Raw genomic sequence first — 26968 nt, 5'->3', positions numbered from 1 at the left:
TCGATAACTCCAGTTGGTATTCGTTGCGGTGCGAAATAGTACAGTCAAATTAGGGTGAACTCAAGGTGAGGATCACAGACTTAAAAAGCCGCCATAATTGGCGGCTTTGCGAATAAGTTTGCTATTCTGCGACTCGTTTAGAAGAAGCTCTTGAATAACAATACGATGTAATCCCATAAACGGCTGAACAAGCTGCCTTGCTCCACGGTTTCTAGTGCCATTAGCGGGTATTCAGCAATATCTTCACCATCGATTTGATAGTATAGCTTACCGACTACATCACCTTTATTAATTGGGGCTTCTAGCTCTTTTTCAAGTACGAAGCTTGCTTTTAGGTTTTTCGCTTCACCGCGTGGCAGTGTTACGTAAGTGTCTTGATCAAGACCCAGAGCAACGGTGTCTTTGTTACCCATCCACACTTTTTCTTCTACGAAGGTTTCACCCGCTTTGTGAGGCGCTACTGTTTCGAAGAAGCGGAAGCCGTAGCTCAGTAGTTTTTTGCTTTCTGATTTACGAGCATTTGCATCTTTAGTACCCATCACTACAGCAACCAAACGCATTTGGCCTTCTGTTGCTGAACTTACTAGGCTGTAACCTGCGTTGCTTGTGTGGCCAGTTTTGATGCCATCAACGTTCATGCTCTTATCCCAAAGTAGACCGTTACGGTTGTATTGGGTGATGCCGTTGTAAGTGAATTTCTTTTCAGAGTAAACACGGTACTCGTCTGGCACGTCACGAATCAGGGCTTTACCAAGTAGCGCCATGTCGTAAGGTGTTGAGTACAGTTCTGAGTTATCTAGGCCGTGAACGTTGGCAAAATGAGAGTTCTTCATGCCTAGGGTATTTGCCCACGCGTTCATTAGGTCAACAAATGCATCTTCAGAACCTGCGATGTGTTCAGCCATTGCCACACACGCATCGTTACCTGATTGAATGATGATGCCACGGTTAAGATCACGTACTTTTACCGTAGTACCTACTTCAATGAACATTTTTGAAGAATCTGGGAAGTTTTTCGCCCATGCATTCTTACTGATGGTTACGTCATCATCTTCTGAGATATTACCACGTGCTAGCTCTTGGCCGATTACGTAGCTGGTCATCATTTTAGTTAGACTAGCAGGAGACAATTTTGTGTTCATTTCTTTTTCTGCTAGCACTTTACCTGAATGGTAATCCATCAGTACGTAGCCTTTTGCCGCAATTTGAGGCGCATCTGGAACAACGACTGGTGATGCAAAAGCAGATTGAGCGAAGGTTGCAGAAAGGGCAACCGAAGAAACGAGAATAGATTTCACAAACTTATTTTTATTCATGGTAATTCAAATTTTTGGGTTTAACTGCACACATCTTACCAGAATCCCCACTTATGTAAGAGGGGCTTCGTTTAGAAATTCATGACTCAAGGTCATTTCGCAGTGTTGTGTTTTTTAATAAATGCGGACGAATAGCCGAGCAACTTTACTTTATCCAGTGTGGCTTGCGTCAGGGAATAGTCAGTAAATGGACCCAATAACAAGCGATAAGACTCTTTCGCGTTTTCCAAGAAAGTTTCGGTATCCAGCTTTTGACCAAGCTCTGCGCCTAAAGTTCGTGCGCGATCTTCATTTTTTGAAGATGCGACTTGAATGACGTACTTTGGGTGAGATTCTAGCGACTTTTGATCGGTAGGTTTCTCTACGCTGATAACTTCGATTTCAACATTCGCCGTTCCTGTTTTTATGACATCCAATTTATGCGCAGCGGCGTAGCTCAAGTCGATGATACGGCCATCGTGAAACGGACCTCGATCATTTACTCGAACGACTGTGGTTTTGCCATTGTCGGTGTTGGTCACTTTCACATAGCTTGGTAACGGTAGCGTTTTATGCGCAGCCGTCATGGAGTACATGTCGTAGATTTCACCGTTAGATGTCAAATGCCCTTGGAACTTTTTACCGTACCAAGATGCACGACCTTTTTCAGTAAACCCTTTTGCGTCGCGAACGATCTTGTAATCATTACCGCGCAAGTGGTAATCGGTATTACCGCCTAGGCTGTAAGGTTCGTATTTGGGATGCGCATCCTCGATGTGTTCGACTGAAAGCGGTGTATCAGGTGCTACATCGGATTCAAGTTCGTAACGGCCTTCTTGTGTCTTTTGGCTGGTGGATGAACAACCAGCCAAAATCAGTGCAGAAAAAACTAAGGAATATAAAGCGCGTTTTTGCATGTCTAGGTCGCCTTAGAGAATGCTTTTCGGTGCGTATGAATCGACATCAAAATGCCAAAACCAGCCATTAGGGTCACCATCGAGGTACCGCCATAGCTGATCAGTGGTAACGGTACACCTACAACAGGTAGGATGCCACTCACCATGCCGATATTTACAAAAATATACACGAAGAAGCTAAGTACAATACTGCCTGCCATCATTCGTCCAAACGCGGTTTGTGCTTGGCTAGCAAGGTACAAGCCTCGACCAATAATGAAGAGATAGATGGCTAATAGGCAAAGGAAGCCAATCATACCCCATTCCTCAGCAATTACTGCAAAGATAAAGTCAGTGTGTCGTTCAGGAAGAAATTCCAGTTGTGACTGCGTACCGTGCAACCAACCTTTACCGGAAATACCGCCAGAACCAATCGCAATTTTACTTTGGATAATGTGGTAACCCGCTCCAAGTGGGTCAGATTCTGGATTGAACAGAGTACGAACGCGAACCTTTTGGTATTCGCGCATCAAGAAGAACCACAAAATTGGTATGAAACCACCTAAGGCAATGGCAGCCGCTGCGATGATCTTCCAACTGATGCCTGCTAGGAAAATAACGAAAATACCTGAAGCCGCAATCAGAATCGACGTTCCCAAATCTGGTTGTTTCGCGATAAGAATCGTTGGTAAGCACACCATGATTAGCGCAACAATCAGCGTTCGGAATGTTGGTGGTAATGGTTGGCGACCGATATAGCGCGCAACCATCAACGGTACCGCAAGTTTGAGTAATTCGGACGGTTGGAATCGAACAAAGCCTAGGTTGAGCCAGCGTTGCGCACCTTTCGAGGCCTCACCAAAGAACAGTACGCCAAATAGTAAAACTACACCGGCAATAAACATTAGTGGCGCCAGGCTTTCATACGTTCGTGGAGAAAGTTGAGCCAGAACCACCATCACGACAAGAGACAATACCATGCGCATTGCTTGGCGATCCATCATCTCCAAACTTTGTCCGCTGGCACTGTACATGATCACAAGACCAAAACCCATTAAAGCAAAGATGCCGAGTAGGAGAGGCAAGTCGATATGGAAGCGCTCAAACAAGGCGCGGTTTTTACCTGTAGAGGGATCCATCTTCATTAGCGTGTAACCTCTTTTTGCGCGTTGGTTTTGTCATCTTCTGGTTTGATTTCTTCTGGGCCAAGTACCACTCGGTCAAAGATTTTTCTCGCCATTGGACCACCGTTACTTGAGCCACCGCCTGCGTTTTCTAGCACGAGAGTAACGATAACTTTTGGATCGTCAAACGGAGCAAAGCCCGTAAACAGGGCGTGGTCACGCAAGTGTTCCGCGATTTCATCTGCGTTGTACTCTTCGTTCTCGCTCAAGCCAAAGACCTGCGCTGTACCTGATTTACCGGCTGTCTGGTAGCTCATATTGTAGAAAGAACGACGAGCCGTACCACGAGTACCATGGTTTACACGGCGCATACCTTCTTTCGCAATATCCCAGTATTTTTCTGGCACATTTTGAATCGGTGGGTAGGTTACGTATTCAGAGGTTTCTTGTTCCTCAAAGTTATCACCATTATCGATGGTGGACTTTAGGAGGTGAGGAGCGGAAACCGCACCATTATTCACTAACACCGATGTTGCTTTCGCAATTTGCATAGGTGTCGCCGTCCAATAGCCTTGGCCGATACCAACAGGAATAGTGTCACCTTTGTACCAAGGCGTTTTGTGACGAGACATTTTCCAATCACGAGTTGGCATATTTGCCTTACTTTCTTCGTAGATATCGATGCCTGTGTAGTCACCAAAACCAAACATCATCATCCAGTTTGAAATTCGGTCGATCCCCAAGTCATAAGCAATTTGGTAGTAAAACGTATCAACAGACTCTTCAATGGATTTAATGACATCCACGCGGCCATGTCCCCAACGCAACCAGTCACGGAATGGACGAGTGTCTGAGTTAGGAATGCGCCAATAACCTGGGTCGTTGCGAGTAGTATTTGGCGTGATTACGCCTTCTTGCAACGCTGCGACAGCCATAAATGGCTTGATTGTTGAAGCTGGCGGATAAATACCTAGCGTCGTGCGGTTTACCAACGGGCGGTTTTTATCGTTCAACAAATCGCGATAGGCTTTACCAGAAATGCCGTGGACAAAAGCGTTCGGGTCGTAACTTGGGCTAGACACCATAGCTAGCACACCATTGTCACGAGGATCAAGCACGATAGCGCTGCCACGTCGACCATCCAAAAGCTGATGAACGTAAAGCTGCAAGTTGATATCGAGGTTTAAGACAATGTCTTTGCCCGGAACTGGCGGTACGTATTTTAACGTGCGAATCACGCGTCCTCGGCTGTTGACTTCCACTTCTTGGTAGCCAGCAGTGCCGTGCAGCAGATCTTCGTAGTATTTTTCGATGCCCAACTTACCGATGTCACGAGTCGCTTGGTAGTTGGCGTCTTTTTCTTCTCGAATCAAACGCTGCATGTCGCGGTCATTGATACGAGAAACATAGCCGATTACGTGCGTTAACACTTCCCCGTAAGGGTAGTAACGTTTGAGTGTGGCACTAATTTCAACACCAGGAAAACGGTATTGGTTGACGGAAAAGACCGCGACCTGCTTTTCGTTCAGCTGGGTTAGCAATGGGACGGATTTGAATCGACGAGTACGCTTACGCTCACGATGGAAGCGTTCGATCTGTTCTGGTGTGATTTCCAGAATGGTTTGCAATTCTTGGATAGTAGCGTCGATGTCTTTGATTTTTTCTGGAGTCAGCTCCAAGTTAAAGACAGGACGGTTTTCGGCTAACAGGACACCATTTCGGTCGTAGATAAGACCGCGGTTTGGCGCAATAGGAACCACTTTGATGCGGTTGTCATTTGAACGGGTTTGATAATCTTGAAACTGGTTCACCTGAATGTTGTACATATTGGCGACCAGCAAGCCCATCAAAACAACGATGCCGAAAAAAGCAACGATAGCGCGGCTAGCGAATAGGCGCGCTTCGGCTTGATAATCTCGGATTTGACTGCGGCGTCTACGAATCATTAACGCTTGGCTCTAAAGTTAAACAACGATTATTCGCGATGGTAAGGGTGGTTAGCGGTAATGCTCCACGCTCGGTATAAACTCTCTGCCATGACGATACGCACAAGTGGGTGCGGTAACGTTAGCGCTGACAGTGACCAACTTTGGTCGGCTGCGGCTTTACATGCAGGTGCTAAACCTTCAGGACCACCGATCAGAATAGAAACGTCACGACCATCGAGTTTCCAAACTTCTAGCTGCTCTGCCAGTTGTGGGGTGTCCCACTTTTTACCGGGAATATCTAGGGTCACGATACGATTGCCTTTTGGCACTGCTGCTAACATCGCTTCGCCTTCTTTTTGTAGAATTCGAGCAATATCAGCGTTTTTGCCGCGTTTTCCTGCTGAGATTTCAACCAACTCTAGTGGCATATCATGAGGGAAACGGCGACGGTATTCTTGGAAGCCTTCTTCAACCCACTTTGGCATTTTTGTGCCAACGGCAATTAGTTGAATTTTCAAAAGATTAACCCCAGAGTTTTTCTAGTTGGTACAGAGAGCGGTGTTCTTCCTGCATGACATGCAGCATCGCGTCGCCCATATCTAGGACAACCCATTCACCTTCGTTTTCTCCTTCCATACCTAAAGGTTCAAGGCCTGCTTTTTTTACTTCAGATGCAACGTGATCGGCGATGGATGAAACGTGGCGTTTAGACGTACCCGTACAAATGATCATGTAGTCTGTTACGCTGGATTTGTCTTCCACGTTTAGGATGACAATATCTTCCGCTTTCATATCGTCGGCTTTGTCTGCTAAAAAGTCTTTCAGTTCTTCGCGAAGCACTCGGTTTTCCTCGGGTTATCTCTTTTACATCTCATCTATTTTGCGTGTAGTTGGGCAAAATAGGTCGCGCACTATAGCACGCTTTGATTTTTAAATTGCCAGCTTAATATCAGGAGAGCAGGTTTCTAAGCTCAATTGATGAATAGTTGGCCAGACGGACTCGTCATACTGGGTTTTGGCTTTAATCTCAGCTTGCGCAAGCAAGGAGATTAGGGCGCAAATACGGCTTGCTGATAAGCGCATTAACGCGGCGTTATAAAGCGGACGTTTATTTTGCCAAACGCGATACTTCTCAAAGACTTGGCTAATCGACATTTGAGTCAGATCTTGATGCATGCTTAATAGTTGATTGAACTCTTTCTGCACACTTCGGATGAGAATGACCGTTTCAATGCCTTCGGCTTCTAATTGACGCAGGATGCGTTGAGCACGATTAGCTTTACCTGCAAGTAACGCATCAATCCAATTAAACGTCGTAAAGTGGTTGTGTCGACTTAAGGCTTCCTCTAAGCGTACAACAGTCAGTTCGCCATCAGGATAGAGCAAAGCCAGTTTCTCTAGACTCTGAGAAAGTGCAAATAAGTTGCCTTCATGCCACTGTGCCAACATCTGTAAGGATTGCTGATCGGGCTTTAAACCTAATGCGCGGCAGCGCGTTTGCACAAACATAGGCAAACGCTGAAGATCCGGCGTTAAGCAGCTGACCCAATCGCCTTTGGTATTCAGTGCTTTAAACCATTTGGCATTTTCTTGCGCTTTAGTCAGCTTCGTTCCGATGATCACTAGCATGATGTCATCATGCAGCATGTCACACAGAGTCTGTAGCTCTTTGCTGATAGCTGTGGTGACACCGCTTTCTGGGATCTCAAGCTCAATGAGTTGTCGACTAGAAAATAAGCTCAGAGCTTGAAAGCAGTCATACACTTGGTTCCAATCTAAACTTGCATCGACAGCAAAACGGTGTCTTTCTTCAAAACCATGTTGTAGAGCGGTTTTTTGAATCGCTTGGCGGCTTTCTTGGATCAGTAGCGGTTCGTTTCCGAAGATCAGATAAACCTGCTTTAAGTGTTTGGCTAGATGGTCAGCTAGCTTGTCAGCATAAATTCGCATGTTGATTAAGAGTTTGTTTTCTCAGTTGGCGCTGCAATTTGCCCCGCTTCGTACTCGGCACGGATTCGGCCAAGTTGACGCATCATCTGTTTCGCTGCTTGTTGACGCATCTCGTCTTCGATTACGTCACGTTCAACCGATTTTGCCAATGCCGTTAACGGGTTGTCTAGGTAGTTGCGGTTCACGGTTGTGGTGAAATTTTTTGAGCCAAACCCTGGAATTGTGACGCGATATTGCACCACGTAAGTCAATTCTTTTTCTGCCGCACGACTGTTTTGGTAAAGCGAGAGCGTTCGCTCATCCATGGTTGCTTTGATTAAATGCAGATTTGGTACTGAAGATGACGGCTGAACTAGGTCAACTTTGTTGAGTTGCAGCTGAGAGCGTACATAGCGTGTGAGCTTGCTGTATTCATCGTAGCTAGAGAATGACATGGTGTGCAGTTCTTCCGGAACGGAATACTCGCCACGAAGGTGAAAACCACAGGCAGAAAGAAGCCCCGCTAGTACCAATACCACTGGTAGTTTAATCAAAGAGAAAAAGCGCATTGATTGTATTCATCCTAAATTGAAGGGGTTATTTACCTTAAACCACTCGCTGTGAATGGTTTGAGGTAAATAAACAGGGTAGTGAACTACCCTGTTTAAAGACTCTTAGCGCGCGAATTAGTTCGCTCTGCGTTATTGCAAGCTGTAATTTGCTTACAGTGACCGCTTAGTTTGCAACGATGTTCAGCAGTTTACCTGGTACGTAAATTACTTTACGGATTGTTAGGCCATCTGTGAACTTAGTAACGTTTTCGTCGTTTAGACCAAGCTCTTCAACTTGTTCTTTCGTTGCGTCTGCCGCTACTGTTAACTTCGCTCGTAGCTTACCGTTAACTTGAACAACGATAGTTTTTTCGTCTTCAACTAGCGCTTTCTCATCAAACGTTGGCCATGCTGCGTTGTCGATGTCTGACTCACCAAGCGCAGTCCACAGCTCGTATGAAATGTGCGGAGTGATTGGGTAAAGCATCGTTACAACCGCTTTTAGCGCTTCATCAAGAATTGCACGATCTTGTGCAGATTCTTGAGGTGCTTTCGCTAGCTTGTTCATCAGTTCCATGATTGCTGCGATTGCTGTGTTGAACGTTTGACGACGAGCGATATCGTCAGTCACTTTCGCGATAGTTTTGTGAACGTCACGACGAAGTGCTTTTTGCTCACCAGAAAGTGCTGCTGTATCCACTGCTTCTGCTGCGCCTTTCTCTGCGTGTTCTTTCACTAGTTTCCAAACACGTTTTAGGAAGCGGTTTGCACCTTCTACGCCAGACTCTTGCCACTCAAGCGTCATGTCTGCTGGAGATGCGAACATCATGAATAGACGCACTGTATCAGCACCGTACTTGTCTACCATCTCTTGAGGGTCGATACCGTTGTTTTTAGACTTAGACATTTTGATCATGCCTGAGTGTGTTACATCACGGCCTTCGTTGTCTTTAGCAGAAATGATGCGGCCTTTACCGTCACGCTCTACAGCAACATCTGTTGGTGCAACCCACTCTTTACCGCCTTTCTCGTTCTCGAAGTAGAACGCGTCAGCCAGTACCATGCCTTGACATAGTAGTTGTTTGAACGGCTCGTCAGACGTTACGTAGCCTGCATCACGTAGCAATTTGTGGAAGAAGCGTGAGTACAATAGGTGCATACAAGCGTGCTCGATACCGCCGATGTACTGGTCTACTGGTAGCCAGTAGTTTGCTTTTTCTGGATCTAGGATATCGTCAGCTTGTGGTGAACAGTAACGTGCGTAGTACCAAGAAGATTCCATGAACGTATCGAACGTATCTGTCTCACGTAGAGCCGGTTCGCCGTTGAATGTGGTCTTCGCCCATTCTTTGTCTGCTTTGATTGGGCTGGTTACGCCGTCCATTACCACGTCTTCTGGAAGAATCACTGGTAGTTGGTCAGCAGGTACTGGGTGAACTTCACCGTCTTCAGTGGTTACCATTGGGATTGGTGCACCCCAGTAACGTTGACGAGATACACCCCAGTCACGTAGACGGAAGTTAACGGTCTTAGTGCCTTTACCTTCCGCTTCTAGCTTCGCTGCAATTGCATCGAATGCCGCTTGGAATTCTAGGCCGTCGAACTCACCTGAATCGAACAATACACCTTTTTCTGTGTACGCTGCTTCAGAGATGTCTAGCTCGCTACCATCTGCTGGTTTGATCACTGGGATGATGTCTAGACCGTACTTAGTTGCGAATTCGAAGTCGCGTTGGTCGTGTGCAGGTACTGCCATTACAGCGCCTGTACCGTAGTCCATCAATACGAAGTTTGCGACGTAAACTGGTACTTCACGACCGTTCAATGGATGAATAGCAGTAAGGCCAGTCGCCATACCTTTCTTCTCCATTGTCGCCAGTTCAGCTTCAGCAACTTTGGTGTTCTTACATTCTTCGATGAATGCAGCAAGCTCTGGGTTGTTCTCTGCAGCTAGCGTTGCTAGAGGGTGACCCGCTGCGATACCTACGTAAGTCACACCCATCAGTGTGTCTGGACGCGTTGTGTAAACTTCTAGGTCTTGTTGACCTTTCACTTCAAACTTCAGTTCCACACCTTCAGAGCGACCAATCCAGTTGCGTTGCATGGTCTTAACCATTTCTGGCCAACCTTCAAGTTTGTCTAGATCGTCAAGTAGCTCTTGCGCGTATTCTGTGATCTTGATGAACCACTGAGGGATCTCTTTTTGCTCTACTGGAGTATCACAACGCCAGCAGCAGCCGTCTTCAACCTGTTCGTTTGCAAGAACGGTTTGGTCATTTGGACACCAGTTAACAGAAGACGTCTTCTTGTAAACTAGGCCTTTTTCGTAAAGCTTAGTGAAGAACTCTTGTTCCCAACGGTAGTACTCAGGCGTACAAGTTGCGAATTCACGATTCCAGTCGTAGCCAAAACCTAGCAATTTAAGCTGGTTTTTCATGTATTCGATGTTTTCGTAAGTCCATGGCGCAGGTGCTGTGTTGTTTTTCACCGCTGCGTTTTCTGCTGGTAGACCGAACGCATCCCAACCAATTGGTTGCATTACATTTTTGCCTTGTAGGCGTTGGAAGCGAGATACTACGTCACCGATGGTGTAGTTGCGCACGTGACCCATGTGCAGTCGACCACTTGGGTATGGGAACATAGATAGACAGTAGAATTTTTCTTTATTTGGGTCTTCACTTACAACAAAGGTCTTGTTGTCATCCCAGTGCTTTTGAACTTTCTGTTCAATGTCTTGTGGATTGTATTGTTCTTGCATCGATGATATCCGGTTATCTTGGAATTTGTGAGTTCGGTTAGAACAGACTTAAATAGATCGTCATAGAATACCTAAAGCTAGGGATCACAACAATAGCCAATCTGTACCCATGCGCACTGAATGCGCCTAGGTAGGAGAAAGAATGGAGGTCAGTTATGCCTAAACGTAAAACAGGTTATGAGGAAATGCTCGAGGATGTGATTGAAACCTTGAAGCAAAGTCCGGAAGAAGTTAACAAAGCTTTAGAAACGTCGGGCAAAGTGGTGGAAGCCGCCAATGACTTGACCAAAGATGAGTTGGCCTTAATTGCCGCGTATGTGAAAGCCGACTTAAAAGAGTTTTCTGAGAGCTATGAAGACAGCAAAAGCGGTCCTTTTTACTTAACGGTAGCGGATTCCATTTGGCAAGGCTTACTAGAGATTACGGACCGTACCAAAGTGGAGTGGGTAGAGCTTTTTGATGACTTGGAGCATCAAGGCTTGTATGAAGCTGGCGAGGTTATCGGCTTAGGCACACTTGTCTGTGATGAGTGCGGACATAAAACTACCTACAACCATCCAACTATCATCATTCCATGTATCAAATGTGGCCACAAAGGCTTTAGTCGTCAGTCCTTGAAACCATAGCCACCTATACAATCTTTTTGTATTTGCTTGATAAGAAAAAAAAGAGGCCGTGTGGCCTCTTTTTCGTTATTCGTCTTATGTCAAAAAATGACGTTTTTAGTCTTTCTTTCTCGGTAACCACCAAGCCAGCATTAAACTCAGCGCAACCCAAAAATACAATGGCCAAGTGCCAAACGTTCGGTATGGTGTTGTTCCATCTGTTGGGGTGAGCTCTGCACGTAGTACAGCTGTTTCAAATTGAGGAACTTGCTCTACAATCTTGCCTTTATAATCGGTTACTGCTGTTAAGCCGTTGTTTGTTGAACGGATCAGCGGTTTGCCCAGTTCCAGAGCACGCATACGAGCGATTTCCATATGCTGAAGTGGTCCAATCGAATGTCCAAACCATGCATCGTTCGAAAGCGTTAGAATGAAGTCGGTTTCGTCAGTAACGTTTTGACGCACTTGTTCATTAAAAATGATCTCGTAACAGAGCGCTGGTGCCATGTGCATGCCGTTCGCAACGATATTAGGTTGCACGAACGCCCCACGACTAAACGACGACATTGGTAAATTGAAGAATGGAGCCAGTGGGCGCAAGATATCTTCAAACGGAACAAACTCACCAAACGGTAATAGGTGATGCTTGTGGTAGCGTTCGCTCATATCAAAGCTGTAATCACCGTATGGTGTGACGCCTAGCGACAGAATGCTGTTATAGAACTGCTTGTCCTCCGATTGATTAACAATGCCTGTGATGATGGCGCTGTTGTTCATCTTCGCGGCACTGTCGATGTTGCTCAAGAAGGAAGGTACTTCAACTTCAAATGCTGGGATTGCTGCTTCTGGCCAGACAATGATGTCGGCGTCCCAGTTTTCACGCGTCAGGTCGGCGTACTTCATGATGGTTGGCCAGCGTTGGCTTGGCAGCCATTTGAGGTTCTGGTTGACGTTACCTTGAATCAACGCCACTTTAGTGGTGTCTTCTGGGCGAGGTGTCACCCAATCATATTGGCGAATCCCAAAACCTGCGCTCATCAAAACAACAGGGATGATAATCATCAACCACTGTTTGTGAATCCACGCATATGCTAATGCACCTGCACTAATAAGAACAAACAGCGTGAGCAGTTCTACACCACCGATCGGTGCAAAGCTTGCTAGTGGCGCATCAATTTGACTATAGCCCAACCACAACCAAGGGAAGCCAGTCATCACCCAACCGCGTAACCAATCGGTAATTAGCCATAATGCCGGAGCAGCAAGAAGCGCTTTACTGAGGCTAAATTGAGGGAAAAACTTATTGTTTAGCCAAGCGAACAATCCGGAATAAACTGCAAGGTAGGCAATGAGCATACCCATCAAGAAGAGGTTCGCAATCAGCGGCATCCCGCCGAAGCCAGAAATGCTGACATAAACCCAGCTAACACCTGTTGCAAATTGGCCTAATCCCCAAGCATAACCTACCCAAAGCGCGCGCTTAGGCGTTTGGTTTGCAAGAAGAATTAGCAATATTGCAGGGCTAAGAATGGCAATTGGCCATAACTGGTAAGGAGCAAATGCTAGGGTAGTGGAGGCGCCAACAAAAGCGGCCGCTAAGGGCCGCTTGAGGCGATGAAAGAGTAAATTCATCATTATTGTTTTTTCTGATATTCCCGGTAGTAGGGTATCGCGTTACTCTTGAGTGGCTTCAACCAGCGTTTCTTCGTCTGGAATGGTCACTTGGAGTTGAATGACACGACGGTTATCGGCAGCGGTGACTTTGAAGTTGTAGCCTTCAATTTCGACCAATTCGCCGCGAGAAGGTAAGTGACCAAAGGCAGTCATGACCATGCCACCTACCGTATCTACTTCTTCATCGCTGAAGTTGGTACCGAATGTCTCATTAAACTCTTCGATGGTTGTCAGCGCTCTGACAGCAAACGTATGCTTGCTTAGCTTACGAATGTCTGTTTCTTCGCTTTCATCGAATTCATCTTCGATATCCCCGACGATTTCTTCCAGGATATCTTCAATGGTCACAAGACCAGAAACACCACCGAATTCATCGACAACAATCGCCATATGATAGCGTTCTTCACGGAACTCTTTTAGCAGGCGGTCAACACGTTTGCTTTCCGGTACCACAACTGCAGGTCGAATTACTTCTTCAATATCAAATGGGTTACTGCCTGAGCCTAAGTATTTAAGTAAGTCCTTCGCAAGAAGAATACCTTCCACATGGTCTTTATCTTCGCTGATTACTGGGTAGCGAGAGTGCTGAGCATCGGTAATAAGTGCGATTAGAGTATCTAAATCGTCAGTGCGCTCAACGGTGACCATTTGCGAACGCGGGATCATGATGTCACGCACACGCATTTCGGAGATTTCCATAACACCTTCGAGCATATCGCGAGTGTCGTGGTCAATCAGGTCATTTACTTCTGAGTCGCGGATTACATCCACAAGCTCTTGGCGGTCTTTTGGTTCGCCTTGAAATAGTTGACCTAGGCGTTCAAAGAAGGACTTTCTACTCGGACCTTCTGCCTTTTCTTTCTTACCTTCGTTAGAAGAGGGAGAATTATCTTCGTTCATTGTTTCTCAATTAAGTAACGCTATCAGACGTGTGATAGCTCACGTAGAGAGGCGAACGCGAGAACTGTTTTATTGGTTCGCCTTTCCCTGTCGAGTACCCAAAGGGTTACTCTTTTTCAGCAATATAAGGGTCTTCATAACCCATACCTTGCATGATTTCTGTTTCGAGTGACTCCATCTCTTCAGCTTCGTCATCCTCGATATGATCATAACCTAGCAGATGCAAGCTGCCATGTACAACCATATGCGCCCAATGTGCTAACAGAGGCTTATTCTGTTCAATTGCCTCTTTTTCAACAACTTGGCGGCAAATAATAAGATCGCCCAAAAGGTCAATCTCCATGCCAGGAGGCGCTTCAAATGGGAAAGAAAGCACATTCGTCGGCTTATCTTTACCACGATACTCATGGTTAAGATCGTGGCTTTCTTTCTCATCGACAATTCGAATTGTCACTTCTGCTTGAGGTTGGAAAAGAGGGATGGTCTTGTCTAACCAAAGTTGGAAGTCTTGCTGCGAAGGTAAGCCTTCTTCATTTTCGACTGCCAGTTGCAGATCAAGTTCAATTGCCATTTTTATTCCTTAGTTGCAGCGACTTGAGCGCTAAGTTCTGCTTTCGCTGCTTCTAACAGTTTAGCATCACGCTCTTCACGGCGACGTTTCTCGAACTCTTTACGTTCTTTTTGATCTTGCGCTTCCCACTTCTCGTAGGCGTTGACGATGCGAGCAACCACAGGGTGGCGAACAACGTCATCTGCTTGGAAGAAGTTAAAGCTGATGTCGTCGACTTCACTGAGCACTTCAATCGCATGACGAAGACCTGACTTCGCACCACGAGGTAAGTCGATCTGAGTGACGTCACCAGTAATAACCGCACGCGAATTGAAACCAATACGAGTCAGGAACATTTTCATCTGTTCAACGGTGGTGTTCTGACTTTCATCTAAAATGATGAAAGCATCGTTCAGCGTACGACCGCGCATGTATGCCAGAGGAGCGACCTCTATAACGTTGCGTTCAATCAGCTTTTCAACTCGCTCGAAGCCTAGCATCTCGAATAATGCGTCGTACAGTGGACGAAGGTATGGGTCAACCTTTTGGCTTAAGTCACCAGGTAAGAAACCCAGTTTTTCACCCGCTTCTACCGCCGGACGTGTCAAAAGAATGCGACGAATTTCTTGGCGTTCTAGTGCATCAACTGCTGCTGCAACGGCAAGGTAAGTCTTACCTGTACCTGCAGGACCAATACCAAAAGAGATGTCGTGCGTAACCATATTGACCAAGTATTGAGCTTGGTTTGGTGTGCGCGGTTTAATGACGCCTTTTTTGGTTTTTACGAACACTTCTTTACCGTGCGCAATACTTGACTCGGTATTTTGTTCTAATACGCCTGATTCTTTGATCGCCAGATGAATTTGTTCTGGTTCGATATCTGGGATCTCGCCACGCACAGGCGCAGTATCTACATAAAGCGTTTTTAGAATGTCCAGCGCAGCCGCTGAGGTGTGAGGCTTACCAACAATGGTAAAATGGTCACTACGATGGTTGATTTCAACGCCTAGACGGCGTTCTAAATGCTTGATGTTGTCGTCGAATGGACCGCACAGGCTAGCAAGTCGGCGGTTATCTGAAGGTTCTAGGTTAATTTCTAGAGTTACGATTTTATTGCTCAATGTTGCCTCTCATTTTATGCCACTCAATGAGAGCCTGATGACGACCAGGCTCTCCATGGCGATTTATACGAGCTTATGGCGTAAAAGTAGCTACACCTAGCTCATCTTCGCGACGTGTTTTCGCCATCATTTGTGTTGGAGAAATCACACTACGAAGGTCCATGTCTTTTTCTGTACGTACTAGCTCACCACGTAGCGAGTTTGCAAATACGTCCGTAATCTTCACGTCAACGAACTGACCAATTAGGTCTGCGCTACCTTCAAAGTTTACTACACGGTTGTTTTCTGTACGAGCGCGCAGTTCCATTAGGTTTTTCTTAGAAGGGCCTTCAACCAGTACACGCTGCTCAGTACCAAGCATTAGGCGTGAGTAACGCATTGCTTGTGCATTGATGGTTTGTTGCAGCTCGTATAGACGCTCTTTCTTCACTTGTTCTGGTATATCACAAGGGTAATCTGCCGCTGGTGTACCTGGACGAGGTGAGAAGATAAAGCTGAAGCTCATGTCAAAGTCTACGTCTTTGATTAGCTTCATTGTGTCTTGGAAGTCTTTGTCTGTTTCACCAGGGAAACCAACAATAAAGTCAGAACTGATTTGGATATCAGGACGCGCTTTACGTAGTTTACGGATGATTGACTTGTACTCGATAGCTGTGTGAGGACGCTTCATCATCGTTAGAATACGGTCACTACCACTTTGTACTGGCAAGTGCAGGAAGCTTACTAGCTCTGGTGTATCTTCATAAACAGCAATGATGTCGTCTGTAAACTCTAGCGGGTGGCTAGTCGTGAAACGAATACGGTCGATACCATCAATAGATGCAACGAGACGAAGCAGTTCAGCAAAAGAGCAGATCTCGCCGTCGTGCATAGGGCCACGGTATGCGTTTACGTTTTGACCTAGTAGGTTAACTTCACGTACACCTTGTTCCGCTAGCTGTGCAATCTCGAATAACACGTCATCCATTGGACGACTAACTTCTTCACCACGAGTGTATGGTACAACGCAGTAAGTACAGTATTTTGAACAGCCTTCCATGATAGAAACAAACGCCGTCGCACCTTCTGCACGTGGCTCAGGTAGGCGGTCGAACTTTTCAATCTCTGGGAACGAAATGTCCATTACCGGTGCATCGTCAGTTTGAGATTGTTTGATCATCTCAGGTAGGCGGTGCAGAGTTTGAGGGCCAAAGATTACGTCAACGTATGGTGCACGCTCACGGATGTGGTCACCTTCTTGTGTTGCTACACAACCACCTACACCGATAACTACGCCAGGTTTTTTATCTTTTAGTGTTTTCCAACGGCCTAGCTGGTGGAAAACTTTTTCTTGCGCTTTTTCACGGATCGAACAGGTGTTAAGTAGAAGTACGTCTGCTTCCTCTGGCTCTTCCGTCAGCTCATAGCCGTTTGCAGCATTAAGCAGGTCGGCCATTTTTGATGAATCGTATTCGTTCATCTGGCAGCCCCAGGTTTTAATTAGCAGTTTCTTACTCATCTCACTTTCGCTCGTTCAGTTGTACTTAAATTGGAGAGCTGTTGCTCAAATTATAGCCGCCATCACGGCGGTAAGCGGCGTATTGTACTGCTTTAAAAAGCACCTGACTAGTGATCTGACGAATTCTCTGCAGACCCTGATGAAATCTAGTTTTTTGCCCTATATACAGCAAGGTTTTTTGTTAAACAATTTTGTAAAAATAGCCTCGGAACGTACAATTGAAAAACGCCAAATAATTAGCATGATGAAGAGCAAAAAATGAACAAGTATGACATCGCCGTAATCGGTGGCGGCATGGTCGGGGCAGCTGTCGCAGTTGGATTTGCCAAGCAAGGTAGAAGCGTAGTGGTAGTTGAAGGAGCGGAGCCTAAAGCATTTGATGCTGCTCAAACTCTGGACGTGCGAGTTTCTGCTATTTCACATCAATCGGTGAAATTGCTTGAATCATTAGATGCTTGGTCGGCGATCGAAGCAATGCGTGTCTGTCCCTATCGTCGTCTGGAAACTTGGGAGCATCCTGAGTGTCGTACTCGTTTTCATTCTGATGAGCTTTCATTGGATCAACTTGGCTACATCGTTGAAAACCGCCTAATCCAACTTGGCCTTTGGCAAGCTTTCGCGCAATTCGACAACTTAACGGTGAAGTGTCCTGAGCGATTAAAAGACATCGACTTCAATGATGGAAACCGTATCACGCTAGAAAGCGGCGAACAGTTTGATGCGAACTGGATCATTGGCGCTGATGGTGCCAATTCTAAAGTACGTCAGCTAGCGGGTATTGGCGTGACTGCTTGGGATTACCGTCAACATTGTATGCTCATCAATGTTAAGACTGAGTTGCCACAACAAGACATTACTTGGCAACAGTTCACCCCTAGTGGGCCTCGCTCTTTCCTACCTTTGTGTTCATTGACAGAAGATGGACAAGAAGTCGGGCAAGGATCTTTAGTTTGGTATGATTCCCCAAAACGAATCAAACAGCTTTGCGCGATGACCAAACCTCAATTAAGAGAAGAGATCGTGCGTCACTTTCCTAAAGAGCTTGGAGATATCGAAGTTCTGCAGTTTGGTTCTTTCCCTTTGACGCGTCGACACGCGCAGTCCTATTCGCATAGAGGTTGTGTGCTAGTTGGTGATTCAGCGCATACAATCAATCCATTAGCGGGGCAGGGCGTGAATTTAGGCTTTAAAGACGTTGAGGTATTGCTATCAGTGACACAAGGGCAAGATGAGTTAACGGATGCTCTATTAGCAAAATATGAGCGTACTCGTCGCCCGGATAATCTTCTAATGCAGACCGGTATGGATTTTTTCTATAAAGGCTTTAGCAATGATTTGGGGCCTTTGAAGTTTGCACGCAATGCAGCATTAAAGCTGGCTGAAAATTCAGGGCCGATCAAAGCACAAGTATTGAAGTACGCGTTAGGTATGTAGCCTAATTATTAGGTAGCAAACCAGATAGAAAAAAAGCGAGCCATGAGCTCGCTTTTTTAATTCGGTAAATCAAAGATCTACCGAGTCCAGAATCGGAAAAAAGAAAAAACCCAGCAAATTAATGCTGGGTTTTCAATGATGGTGCGGAAGGAGAGACTTGAACTCTCACACCTTGCGGCGCCAGAACCTAAATCTGGTGCGTCTACCAATTCCGCCACTTCCGCAACTTATCTTGTAGTCATCAAGGTAATTGGTAAAACCTCAACAACGTTTTGTAATGGCAGGGCTACCTGGATTCGAACCAGGGAATGGCGGCATCAAAAGCCGCTGCCTTACCGCTTGGCGATAGCCCTACAGGTCTTAGCCTTTCAACTAAGCGCTTTCCTAAACAAGGAAAGTATGGTGCGGAAAGAGAGACTTGAACTCTCACACCTTGCGGCGCCAGAACCTAAATCTGGTGCGTCTACCAATTCCGCCATTTCCGCATATTTGATATTGTAGATGATTATTAAGATGGTGCGGAAGGAGAGACTTGAACTCTCACACCTTACGGCGCCAGAACCTAAATCTGGTGCGTCTACCAATTCCGCCACTTCCGCATCTTAAATTCTACATGACCGATAGCTTAAGCTAACAATCTAATCAATGGTGGCTACGACGGGATTCGAACCTGTGACCCCATCATTATGAGTGATGTGCTCTAACCAGCTGAGCTACGTAGCCATCTCAAATTGTTCAAATCAAGAATGGTGCGGAAGGAGAGACTTGAACTCTCACACCTTGCGGCGCCAGAACCTAAATCTGGTGCGTCTACCAATTCCGCCACTTCCGCATCTTGATTTATAGTTATCAAGGAAATTGGTGATCCTTAATAACATTGTATATGGCAGGGCTACCTGGATTCGAACCAGGGAATGGCGGCATCAAAAGCCGCTGCCTTACCGCTTGGCGATAGCCCTACAGTCAGTAGTTTTCACTACTTAAAATATGGTGCGGAAGGAGAGACTTGAACTCTCACACCTTGCGGCGCCAGAACCTAAATCTGGTGCGTCTACCAATTCCGCCACTTCCGCAACTTATTCTGTAGTTATAAAGGTAATTGGTAAAACCTAAATAACGTTATAAATGGTGGCTACGACGGGATTCGAACCTGTGACCCCATCATTATGAGTGATGTGCTCTAACCAGCTGAGCTACGTAGCCATCTCAAATTGTTTAAATCAAGAATGGTGCGGAAGGAGAGACTTGAACTCTCACACCTTGCGGCGCCAGAACCTAAATCTGGTGCGTCTACCAATTCCGCCACTTCCGCATCTTGATTTGTAGTTATCAAGGAAATTGGTGATCCTTAATAACATTGTATATGGCAGGGCTACCTGGATTCGAACCAGGGAATGGCGGCATCAAAAGCCGCTGCCTTACCGCTTGGCGATAGCCCTACAGTCAGTAGTTTTCACTACTTAAAATATGGTGCGGAAGGAGAGACTTGAACTCTCACACCTTGCGGCGCCAGAACCTAAATCTGGTGCGTCTACCAATTCCGCCACTTCCGCAACTTAATTTGTAGTTATCAAGGAAATTGGTGATCCTCAATAACATTGTATATGGCAGGGCTACCTGGATTCGAACCAGGGAATGGCGGCATCAAAAGCCGCTGCCTTACCGCTTGGCGATAGCCCTACAGGCAGTAGTTTTCACTACTTGAAATATGGTGCGGAAGGAGAGACTTGAACTCTCACACCTTACGGCGCCAGAACCTAAATCTGGTGCGTCTACCAATTCCGCCACTTCCGCATAGTTACTGAGTAAAACTCAATAACGTTAAATAATGGCAGGTCTACCTGGATTCGAACCAGGGAATGGCGGCATCAAAAGCCGCTGCCTTACCGCTTGGCGATAGACCTGCAGACAATAGTCATGAGACTATATCATCTCTATTTCTAGAGAAAGAATGGTGCGGAAAGAGAGACTTGAACTCTCACACCTTGCGGCGCCAGAACCTAAATCTGGTGCGTCTACCAATTCCGCCATTTCCGCATATGTTCTTTATATAGAGTTGAATCAAGATGGTGCGGAAGGAGAGACTTGAACTCTCACACCTTGCGGCGCCAGAACCTAAATCTGGTGCGTCTACCAATTCCGCCACTTCCGCGTCTTGAACTCTATAAACCATCAGTTAATTGGTAAAAACTAACAGTTATATTTCTTGTTTCTTTCATTAAGAAAGAATGGTGGCTACGACGGGATTCGAACCTGTGACCCCATCATTATGAGTGATGTGCTCTAACCAGCTGAGCTACGTAGCCATCTTTTGGAGCGAGACAATATAAACCTTCGCGCTCTCAGTGACAACCCTTTTATCAAGGAATCTCACTTTGAATAATGGCAGGTCTACCTGGATTCGAACCAGGGAATGGCGGCATCAAAAGCCGCTGCCTTACCGCTTGGCGATAGACCTGCAGGCAGTAGTTTTTCAACTACTTAAAATATGGTGCGGAAGGAGAGACTTGAACTCTCACACCTTGCGGCGCCAGAACCTAAATCTGGTGCGTCTACCAATTCCGCCACTTCCGCATCTATTCCTAAGTGCTCTTAATTAAAGAACGTTTAGGAATGGTGGCTACGACGGGATTCGAACCTGTGACCCCATCATTATGAGTGATGTGCTCTAACCAGCTGAGCTACGTAGCCAAAACCATATTTTTTGCTCTCAACGCTTTGTTGCCTTGTCGTTGGGAACGGCGCGCATTATGCGAAGTTGAGTGAGATCCGTCAACAGTTTTTTTAAATAAATCCCCCAAAAAACATCGTTCGCTTTCTTTTTAAACAAAGAGGCGTGTTTATGATCTAAAACTGGAAATAAATTAGCTTGAAGCAAGGAACTTAACTTTGTGGCGTTTATTGCAGACATAAAAAAAGCCAGCATTACTGCTGGCTTTTTATGTAAATGAAGTGTTTGAATTTCATTCACTTAATTATACGTTGAAGCGGAAGTGTACAACGTCGCCATCTTTTACGATGTAGTCTTTACCTTCTAGACGCCATTTACCTGCGTCTTTTGCTCCGTTTTCACCGTTGTATTGGATGAAGTCTTCGTAACCAACGACTTCTGCACGGATGAAGCCTTTTTCAAAGTCAGTGTGGATCTTCGCTGCTGCCTTTGGTGCTGTTGCGCCAACAGGAATTGTCCATGCACGAACTTCTTTAACGCCAGCTGTGAAGTACGTCTGTAGACTTAGCAGTTCGTAACCAGCACGAATTACGCGGTTTAGACCAGGTTCTTCGATGCCTAGATCCGCTAGAAACTCTTCGCGTTCGTCGTCTTCTAGTTCAGCCATTTCTGATTCGATCGCTGCACATACAGGAACAACCACGTTGTTTTCTTTTGCTGCGAACTCACGTACTGCGTCTAGGTACGGGTTGTCTTCAAAACCATCTTCATTTACGTTTGCAATGTACATGGTTGGTTTTAGCGTTAGGAAGTTTAGGTAACCTACAGCTGCTAGTTCTTCTTTAGAAAGCTCAACGGTACGCGCTGAACCACCTTCTGTTAGTACAGGAAGCAGCTTTTCTAGAACTGTCAGCTCGAACTTCGCGTCTTTGTCGCCGCCTTTTGCTTTCTTCGCGTTACGCTGAATCGCGCGCTCACAAGAATCAAGGTCAGCCATAGCTAGTTCAAGGTTGATTACTTCAATATCTTCGATTGGAGATACTTTACCTGCAACGTGAACGATGTTTTCGTTTTCGAAACAGCGTACAACGTGACCGATAGCGTCTGTTTCACGGATGTTCGCTAGGAATTTGTTACCTAGGCCTTCACCACGAGATGCGCCCGCAACCAAACCAGCGATGTCTACGAATTCCATTGTAGTAGGTAGAACTTTCTGTGGGTTAACGATCTTTGCTAGTGCGTCTAGACGTAGATCTGGCACAGGAACCACACCAGTGTTTGGTTCGATGGTACAGAACGGGAAGTTTGCTGCTTCAATACCCGCTTTAGTTAGTGCGTTAAACAGAGTTGATTTACCAACGTTAGGTAGACCAACGATGCCACATTTAAAACCCATGATAGTAACCTTATTCAGCTTTGAACGTGTGGAGGCGGTTTTGTGCTTTGGATAGGCCATCCTTAATCAGGATGTCTAGACAACGAACAGCTTCATCTGCTGCGGCATCTAGTAGCTCTTGCTCTTTCGCTGGAGCTTTACCTAATACAAAACCTGCCACTTTATCTTTGTGTCCCGGATGGCCAATGCCGATACGAAGACGATAAAAATCTTTGTTATTGCCCAGTTTGCTTATTGTGTCACGCAGTCCGTTGTGGCCCCCGTGGCCACCACCTTTCTTAAACTTAGCGACACCTGGCGGTAAGTCTAGCTCGTCGTGAGCAACCATGATCTCTTCTGGCTTAATTTGGTAAAACTTCGCCAAAGCAGCGATCGCTTTTCCAGAGAGGTTCATGAAAGTGGTAGGGATAAGCAAACGGAGATCCTGGCCGTTGACCATGATGCGTCCGGTTAGGCCAAAGAACTTTGGTTCGTTCTTCAGGGTAACGTTATGAACGCGTGCTAATTCTTCTACAACCCAAGCGCCCGCATTATGGCGAGTTTTGGCATATTCTGGTCCCGGATTAGCAAGACCAACAAGAAGTTTGATTGGTTGAGTCAAGGTTAGGATCTCTCTGGAATCTCAAAAAGCGCAGTATAATAACACAGAATTCTCACAGTGGGCGACCAAGGGATTTTCTGCCTATCGATACAAATAAAAAAACACCCCATAGAGGGGTGCTTTTGAAATCAGTCTAACTGAAATGTTCGGATTAGTTGAACATCGCAGAGATTGACTCTTCGTTGCTGATGCGGCGGATTGCTTCAGCTAGCATACGAGATAGGCTTAATGTGGTTACTTTGCCTGTCGCCGCCATCTCTTTAGAAAGAGAGATAGAGTCAGTTACGATAACTTGGTCAAGAACAGAGTTCTTAATGTTGTCTGCAGCGTTACCAGAGAATACAGCGTGAGTTGCGTAAGCGAATACACGCTTAGCACCGCGCTCTTTTAGCGCTTCAGCTGCTTTACATAGAGTGCCACCTGTATCGATCATGTCATCAACGATCACACAGTCGCGACCTTCAACATCACCGATTAGGTTCATCACTTCAGAAACGTTTGCACGTGGACGACGCTTATCAACGATAGCAATATCGATGTCGCCTAGCGCTTTCGCCGTTGCACGAGCTCGAACCACACCACCTAGGTCAGGAGAAACCACTACTGGGTTATCTAGACCGCGAGATTGCATGTCTTCAAGTAGTACAGGAGTACCGAAGATGTTATCTACAGGAACATCGAAGAAGCCTTGGATTTGCTCTGCGTGTAGGTCGATAGTAAGAACGCGGTCAACACCAACGTTAGATAGGAAATCAGCAACAACTTTTGCAGTAATTGGCACACGAGCAGAACGTACACGACGATCTTGACGGGCGTAACCAAAGTAAGGGATAACTGCAGTGATACGGCCTGCTGAAGCACGGCGCATTGCATCAATCATAACAACCAATTCCATTAGGTTGTCGTTAGTCGGTGCACAAGTGGATTGAATGATGAAAACATCGCTACCACGAACATTCTCATTGATTTGAACTGCAACTTCGCCATCAGAAAAGCGAGAAACAGATGCATCACCAAGAGAGATGTAAAGACGATCAGCAATACGTTGGGCTAGTTCAGGTGTTGCGTTACCAGCAAATAGCTTCATATCAGGCACGGTGGAAACCTCGGGTTTGCGTCCAGTTTTAAATAGGTCGGTGTGAGGCTGATTGGTATTCAGCCAAAGTCTCTTTTAGTGGCGAAATATTGCGCCCTTGAGCGACAAATGCCGAGACTTTATCAGAGAGTTGTGCAAGGATAGTTTCTGCTTCCGATTTGCTCGAAAATTCAGCAAAAACGCAAGATCCTGTCCCCGTCAATCTTGACGGCGCGTATTGTAGCAGCCATGAAAGTTGCTTATCAACCTCTGGGTAGAGCATTCGTACAATTTTTTCGCAATCGTTTACGCTCGGCGCGTTCAAAAGTGTTTCTAGATCTCGTTTTGGTGTGTTTCGTGTCAGATCTGGATGACGGAATATATCCGCTGTCGCAATAGAAACATTTGGTCTCACGACGAGATACCACTTTTCTTCAGGGGTGGCTGGAGAAAGCTTCTCACCCACACCTTCAGCAAAAGCGGAAAAACCGCGCACAAAAACAGGCACATCAGCGCCCTGTTTTAGGCCAATCTCGGCCAGTTCATCATCAGTTAAATTGAGCTGCCACAAGTAGTTGAGTGCCACAAGTGTCGTAGCGGCATTTGAAGAACCGCCGCCAATTCCACCACCCATTGGTAAAATTTTGTGCAGTTTGATATGCGCACCAAAAGAGCAGTGAGCGTAATTTTGCAGCGCAGTTGCAGCTTTCCAAATTAAATTGTCTTGAAGAGGCACACCTTCTATCTCTGGAGAAATCGTAATATCACCAGAATGGTTTGCTTGAATGGTGAGCTCATCTCCGTGATCGACGAATTGGAATAAGGTTTGTAACTCGTGATAGCCGTTTTCTGCGCGGCCATTGATGTATAGAAAGAGATTCAATTTCGCCGGAGACGGCCAGCGGGTTGAAGTTTCGATCATTGGGTGATGTTCCATTTTGTGATCACTAGATTGATTTTTACGTCTGATGTCGTCAGCTTTAGTTTATTCGGTAATGGAAGCGTCTGTTCGTGCCATTCTACGTCGCCATAACGTTCGTAAGCGATTTTCCAGTCGTTGAGACCTATCTGTTTGTCTAAGGTTTGCAGTGTGTTGGCTGGAGAAAGCTGGAATGTATCTGCATCTGTAGGTAAACCGAGTAACCAGTCGGGCATGTGGTCAACTGGCATCATCAAGCCTGTGAGGCGATAAATCAGTTGATTAGCGTTGCGTGCTGAAAGGACTTGGTCATCATACGTTTCAACCGTTGCCCCTTGTGGGGTAATCGTCAGTTTTAATGCGGTTTGTCCCAAGACAGTGGTTAATCGAAGTTGGCTTAAAGCGGTGGAGTGCTTCCAAAAAAAGTTCAGACTTTGTCTTTGGTCGGGGCCGATGTAGCCTAATTTCCCGGTCGCTTGAAAATCATGGATGGTTTCAAGACGTTGTTCATGAGCTTGCCATTCGACGCTGGTGACGCTTTCAGGAACGGAACTACACCCAGCGAGAATAAGGCTCGACAAGAGAAAGATGAGAAAGGAACGTAAGGTCATGTTTGATGGCTTATTAATCAGTTTCATCGGGAATCGCTCACAACTATAGCATTGAAAAGACGGACTTAGGAAAACAAATCCGGCTTACCCTTTCAATAAATGCGTGCTTACAGTAAAATTCTGAACCTATTTTATAACCGATCTCAGAGATACCACGTTAGATGTCCTTGCTTGCTATTGGAATTAATCACAATACAGCGTCTGTTGACTTGCGAGAGAAAGTGGCGTTCGGGCCTGATAAGCTTGGCCCTGCACTTGAGCAACTCAGAGAGCACGAAGCGGTTAACGGCAGTGTGATTGTTTCAACCTGTAACCGTACTGAGTTGTACTGCGACGTTAAGCAAGGAGCGCGAAACAAGCTGATCGATTGGCTCGCTCAATTTCACCAAGTGAGCCGTGAAGACTTGATGTCAAGTTTGTATGTACACGAAGAACAAGCGGCAATTAAACACTTGATGCGCGTCTCGTGTGGCCTTGATTCACTGGTACTTGGTGAGCCGCAGATCTTAGGTCAAGTGAAACAGGCATTTTCTGATTCACGTGATCATCAAGCTGTAGACTCGTCGATTGATAAGCTGTTCCAAAAAACGTTTTCTGTTGCAAAACGAGTGCGTACGGAAACTGATATCGGTGGCAATGCTGTGTCGGTGGCTTACGCCGCATGTACATTAGCAAAACACATTTTCGAATCGTTATCTGACTCGACAGTCTTACTCGTCGGGGCAGGTGAAACCATCGAACTGGTCGCGAAGCACTTAGCGTCGAACGGCTGCACAAAAATGATAGTCGCAAACCGCACCAAAGAGCGTGCTCAAGGGTTAGCTGAGCAGTTTGGTGCAGAAGTAATCAGCCTGAACGAAATCCCAGACCACCTCGCAAGAGCGGACATCGTGATTAGCTCAACAGCGAGTCCGTTACCTATTATTGGTAAAGGCATGGTCGAAACGGCGCTGAAACAACGTCGTCATCAACCTATTCTGTTAGTCGATATTGCTGTACCACGTGATGTGGAAGCGCAAGTTGGCGAATTGAACGATGCTTATCTGTATTCGGTGGACGACTTACAGTCGATCATCGATAGCAATATTGAGCAACGTAAAGTTGAAGCGATTCAGGCCGAAGCCATTGTTAGTGAAGAAAGTGCGTCGTTTATGACGTGGCTACGCTCACTGCAAGCGGTTGATAGTATTCGCGATTATCGTAAGTCGGCGAACGAAATACGTGAAGAGTTACTGAGTAAAAGCCTGCAATCATTGGCAGCTGGCGCAGATCCGGAGAAAGTACTGCGCGAACTTAGTAATAAACTCACCAACAAACTGATTCACGCCCCAACACGCGCACTACAAAGTGCGGCGGAACAAGGCGAACCAGCAAAATTAACGATTATCCGCCAAACGCTTGGCTTAGATGATCTGTAACTCACGCTTTTTAT

At 46.0% G+C, this 26968-nt stretch carries 23 protein-coding genes and 21 tRNA genes; 3 read left to right on the top strand and 41 right to left on the bottom strand.

The features are described from left to right. Positions 1-137: 137 nt before the first annotated feature. From NL646_RS16775 to leuS, 9 genes are all read right to left on the bottom strand, one after another. Positions 138-1316 (bottom strand): serine hydrolase, encoded by a 1179-nt coding sequence (locus tag NL646_RS16775; protein WP_005488796.1) that lies wholly within the window; start codon positions 1314-1316, stop codon positions 138-140. A 92-nt stretch (positions 1317-1408) separates the two neighbouring features. Continuing rightward, positions 1409-2212, bottom strand: coding sequence for a septal ring lytic transglycosylase RlpA family protein (locus NL646_RS16770; protein ID WP_005483406.1), 804 nt, complete (start codon positions 2210-2212; stop codon positions 1409-1411). 2 nt (positions 2213-2214) lie between these two features. Then, positions 2215-3336, bottom strand: coding sequence for a rod shape-determining protein RodA (rodA, locus tag NL646_RS16765; protein ID WP_021449681.1), 1122 nt, complete (start codon positions 3334-3336; stop codon positions 2215-2217). Continuing rightward, positions 3336-5261 carry a penicillin-binding protein 2 gene (gene mrdA, locus NL646_RS16760; protein ID WP_253664465.1) on the bottom strand — a complete coding sequence of 642 codons (1926 nt, stop codon included), beginning with the start codon at positions 5259-5261 and terminating at the stop codon, positions 3336-3338. Before mrdA ends, rodA begins: the two co-directional genes overlap by 1 nt. Before the next feature lie 29 nt (positions 5262-5290). Further along, on the bottom strand, positions 5291-5761 hold the full coding sequence (gene rlmH / locus NL646_RS16755; RefSeq protein WP_086483952.1) for a 23S rRNA (pseudouridine(1915)-N(3))-methyltransferase RlmH: 471 nt from the start codon (positions 5759-5761) through the stop codon (positions 5291-5293). A gap of 4 nt (positions 5762-5765) precedes the next feature. Further along, on the bottom strand, positions 5766-6083 hold the full coding sequence (gene rsfS, locus NL646_RS16750; protein WP_005456130.1) for a ribosome silencing factor: 318 nt from the start codon (positions 6081-6083) through the stop codon (positions 5766-5768). Positions 6084-6173: 90 nt separating this feature from the next. Beyond that, positions 6174-7193, bottom strand: a complete 1020-nt coding sequence (holA, locus tag NL646_RS16745; protein WP_005496214.1) for a DNA polymerase III subunit delta — start codon at positions 7191-7193, stop codon at positions 6174-6176. A 5-nt stretch (positions 7194-7198) separates the two neighbouring features. After that, complete coding sequence (gene lptE, locus NL646_RS16740) at positions 7199-7741, bottom strand: LPS assembly lipoprotein LptE (RefSeq protein ID WP_005454508.1); 543 nt, start codon at positions 7739-7741, stop codon at positions 7199-7201. A 166-nt stretch (positions 7742-7907) separates the two neighbouring features. After that, a complete protein-coding gene (leuS, locus tag NL646_RS16735; protein WP_005454506.1) occupies positions 7908-10481 on the bottom strand; it encodes a leucine--tRNA ligase in 2574 nt (857 codons plus the stop codon). A 155-nt stretch (positions 10482-10636) separates the two neighbouring features. Between leuS and NL646_RS16730 the strand changes: the two genes are divergently transcribed. Next, a complete protein-coding gene (locus NL646_RS16730) occupies positions 10637-11107 on the top strand; it encodes a zinc ribbon-containing protein (protein WP_005454505.1) in 471 nt (156 codons plus the stop codon). A 96-nt stretch (positions 11108-11203) separates the two neighbouring features. On the opposite strand, the gene lnt is transcribed toward NL646_RS16730, so the two are convergent. The 5 genes from lnt to miaB all read right to left on the bottom strand — a co-directional run bounded on the left by lnt (position 11204) and on the right by miaB (position 16829). Further along, positions 11204-12721, bottom strand: a complete 1518-nt coding sequence (lnt, locus tag NL646_RS16725; RefSeq protein ID WP_253664464.1) for an apolipoprotein N-acyltransferase — start codon at positions 12719-12721, stop codon at positions 11204-11206. A 39-nt stretch (positions 12722-12760) separates the two neighbouring features. Then, positions 12761-13660 (bottom strand): CNNM family magnesium/cobalt transport protein CorC, encoded by a 900-nt coding sequence (corC, locus tag NL646_RS16720; RefSeq protein ID WP_005483493.1) that lies wholly within the window; start codon positions 13658-13660, stop codon positions 12761-12763. A 106-nt stretch (positions 13661-13766) separates the two neighbouring features. After that, on the bottom strand, positions 13767-14231 hold the full coding sequence (gene ybeY / locus NL646_RS16715) for an rRNA maturation RNase YbeY (RefSeq protein WP_017448782.1): 465 nt from the start codon (positions 14229-14231) through the stop codon (positions 13767-13769). Positions 14232-14233: 2 nt separating this feature from the next. Beyond that, positions 14234-15331, bottom strand: coding sequence for a PhoH family protein (locus NL646_RS16710; RefSeq protein WP_005483495.1), 1098 nt, complete (start codon positions 15329-15331; stop codon positions 14234-14236). A 73-nt stretch (positions 15332-15404) separates the two neighbouring features. Further along, the gene (gene miaB, locus NL646_RS16705; RefSeq protein WP_005496209.1) at positions 15405-16829 is read right to left on the bottom strand and encodes a tRNA (N6-isopentenyl adenosine(37)-C2)-methylthiotransferase MiaB; all 1425 of its coding nucleotides are present in this window, start codon (positions 16827-16829) and stop codon (positions 15405-15407) included. Between the two features lie 258 nt (positions 16830-17087). On the opposite strand from miaB, the gene NL646_RS16700 reads away from it, so the two are divergent. Next, on the top strand, positions 17088-18263 hold the full coding sequence (locus NL646_RS16700; RefSeq protein ID WP_140267831.1) for a 2-octaprenyl-3-methyl-6-methoxy-1,4-benzoquinol hydroxylase: 1176 nt from the start codon (positions 17088-17090) through the stop codon (positions 18261-18263). A 139-nt stretch (positions 18264-18402) separates the two neighbouring features. On the opposite strand, the gene NL646_RS16695 is transcribed toward NL646_RS16700, so the two are convergent. The 27 genes from NL646_RS16695 to lolB all read right to left on the bottom strand — a co-directional run bounded on the left by NL646_RS16695 (position 18403) and on the right by lolB (position 25563). Next, positions 18403-18487, bottom strand: a tRNA-Leu gene (locus NL646_RS16695). A gap of 54 nt (positions 18488-18541) precedes the next feature. Next, positions 18542-18616: transfer RNA gene (locus tag NL646_RS16690), tRNA-Gln, on the bottom strand. A 47-nt stretch (positions 18617-18663) separates the two neighbouring features. Continuing rightward, positions 18664-18748 (bottom strand) — tRNA-Leu (locus NL646_RS16685). Positions 18749-18777: 29 nt separating this feature from the next. Beyond that, positions 18778-18862: transfer RNA gene (locus tag NL646_RS16680), tRNA-Leu, on the bottom strand. Between the two features lie 47 nt (positions 18863-18909). Next, positions 18910-18986 (bottom strand) — tRNA-Met (locus NL646_RS16675). A gap of 24 nt (positions 18987-19010) precedes the next feature. Then, a tRNA-Leu gene (locus tag NL646_RS16670) sits at positions 19011-19095 on the bottom strand. Between the two features lie 52 nt (positions 19096-19147). Continuing rightward, positions 19148-19222 (bottom strand) — tRNA-Gln (locus NL646_RS16665). A 29-nt stretch (positions 19223-19251) separates the two neighbouring features. Further along, positions 19252-19336, bottom strand: a tRNA-Leu gene (locus NL646_RS16660). Positions 19337-19389: 53 nt separating this feature from the next. Then, positions 19390-19466, bottom strand: a tRNA-Met gene (locus NL646_RS16655). Between the two features lie 24 nt (positions 19467-19490). Continuing rightward, positions 19491-19575: transfer RNA gene (locus NL646_RS16650), tRNA-Leu, on the bottom strand. A 52-nt stretch (positions 19576-19627) separates the two neighbouring features. Next, positions 19628-19702 (bottom strand) — tRNA-Gln (locus NL646_RS16645). A 29-nt stretch (positions 19703-19731) separates the two neighbouring features. Beyond that, positions 19732-19816, bottom strand: a tRNA-Leu gene (locus tag NL646_RS16640). 52 nt (positions 19817-19868) lie between these two features. Further along, positions 19869-19943, bottom strand: a tRNA-Gln gene (locus tag NL646_RS16635). A 29-nt stretch (positions 19944-19972) separates the two neighbouring features. Continuing rightward, positions 19973-20057: transfer RNA gene (locus tag NL646_RS16630), tRNA-Leu, on the bottom strand. 35 nt (positions 20058-20092) lie between these two features. Next, positions 20093-20167, bottom strand: a tRNA-Gln gene (locus NL646_RS16625). Positions 20168-20215: 48 nt separating this feature from the next. After that, a tRNA-Leu gene (locus NL646_RS16620) sits at positions 20216-20300 on the bottom strand. A gap of 30 nt (positions 20301-20330) precedes the next feature. Continuing rightward, positions 20331-20415 (bottom strand) — tRNA-Leu (locus tag NL646_RS16615). Positions 20416-20492: 77 nt separating this feature from the next. Further along, positions 20493-20569: transfer RNA gene (locus tag NL646_RS16610), tRNA-Met, on the bottom strand. 77 nt (positions 20570-20646) lie between these two features. Next, positions 20647-20721: transfer RNA gene (locus tag NL646_RS16605), tRNA-Gln, on the bottom strand. 31 nt (positions 20722-20752) lie between these two features. Next, positions 20753-20837: transfer RNA gene (locus tag NL646_RS16600), tRNA-Leu, on the bottom strand. Between the two features lie 40 nt (positions 20838-20877). After that, a tRNA-Met gene (locus NL646_RS16595) sits at positions 20878-20954 on the bottom strand. A 19-nt stretch (positions 20955-20973) separates the two neighbouring features. Further along, positions 20974-21234 (bottom strand): hypothetical protein, encoded by a 261-nt coding sequence (locus NL646_RS16590; protein WP_011105709.1) that lies wholly within the window; start codon positions 21232-21234, stop codon positions 20974-20976. A 4-nt stretch (positions 21235-21238) separates the two neighbouring features. After that, positions 21239-22330: a redox-regulated ATPase YchF gene (gene ychF, locus NL646_RS16585; RefSeq protein ID WP_005496175.1), complete on the bottom strand. Its 1092-nt coding sequence runs from the start codon at positions 22328-22330 to the stop codon at positions 21239-21241. Between the two features lie 10 nt (positions 22331-22340). After that, complete coding sequence (gene pth, locus NL646_RS16580) at positions 22341-22931, bottom strand: aminoacyl-tRNA hydrolase (protein ID WP_005496173.1); 591 nt, start codon at positions 22929-22931, stop codon at positions 22341-22343. Between the two features lie 151 nt (positions 22932-23082). Continuing rightward, the gene (locus tag NL646_RS16575) at positions 23083-24027 is read right to left on the bottom strand and encodes a ribose-phosphate pyrophosphokinase (protein WP_005496171.1); all 945 of its coding nucleotides are present in this window, start codon (positions 24025-24027) and stop codon (positions 23083-23085) included. Positions 24028-24055: 28 nt separating this feature from the next. After that, positions 24056-24928 (bottom strand): 4-(cytidine 5'-diphospho)-2-C-methyl-D-erythritol kinase, encoded by an 873-nt coding sequence (gene ispE, locus NL646_RS16570; RefSeq protein ID WP_253664463.1) that lies wholly within the window; start codon positions 24926-24928, stop codon positions 24056-24058. Further along, entirely contained in the window at positions 24925-25563 is a 639-nt protein-coding gene (lolB, locus tag NL646_RS16565; RefSeq protein ID WP_015296355.1) for a lipoprotein insertase outer membrane protein LolB, read from the bottom strand. The genes ispE and lolB overlap by 4 nt, the downstream gene beginning before the upstream one ends. Positions 25564-25697: 134 nt before the next feature. On the opposite strand from lolB, the gene hemA reads away from it, so the two are divergent. Then, a complete protein-coding gene (hemA, locus tag NL646_RS16560) occupies positions 25698-26954 on the top strand; it encodes a glutamyl-tRNA reductase (protein ID WP_203533849.1) in 1257 nt (418 codons plus the stop codon). Positions 26955-26968: the final 14 nt, after the last annotated feature.

This window comes from Vibrio sp. Y20_XG_PY13, from assembly GCF_024181925.1.
Lineage (GTDB): Bacteria > Pseudomonadota > Gammaproteobacteria > Enterobacterales > Vibrionaceae > Vibrio > Vibrio parahaemolyticus.
The sequence above is the reverse complement of the archived record's forward strand: the minus strand, read 5'-3'. Positions and strand labels throughout refer to the sequence as shown.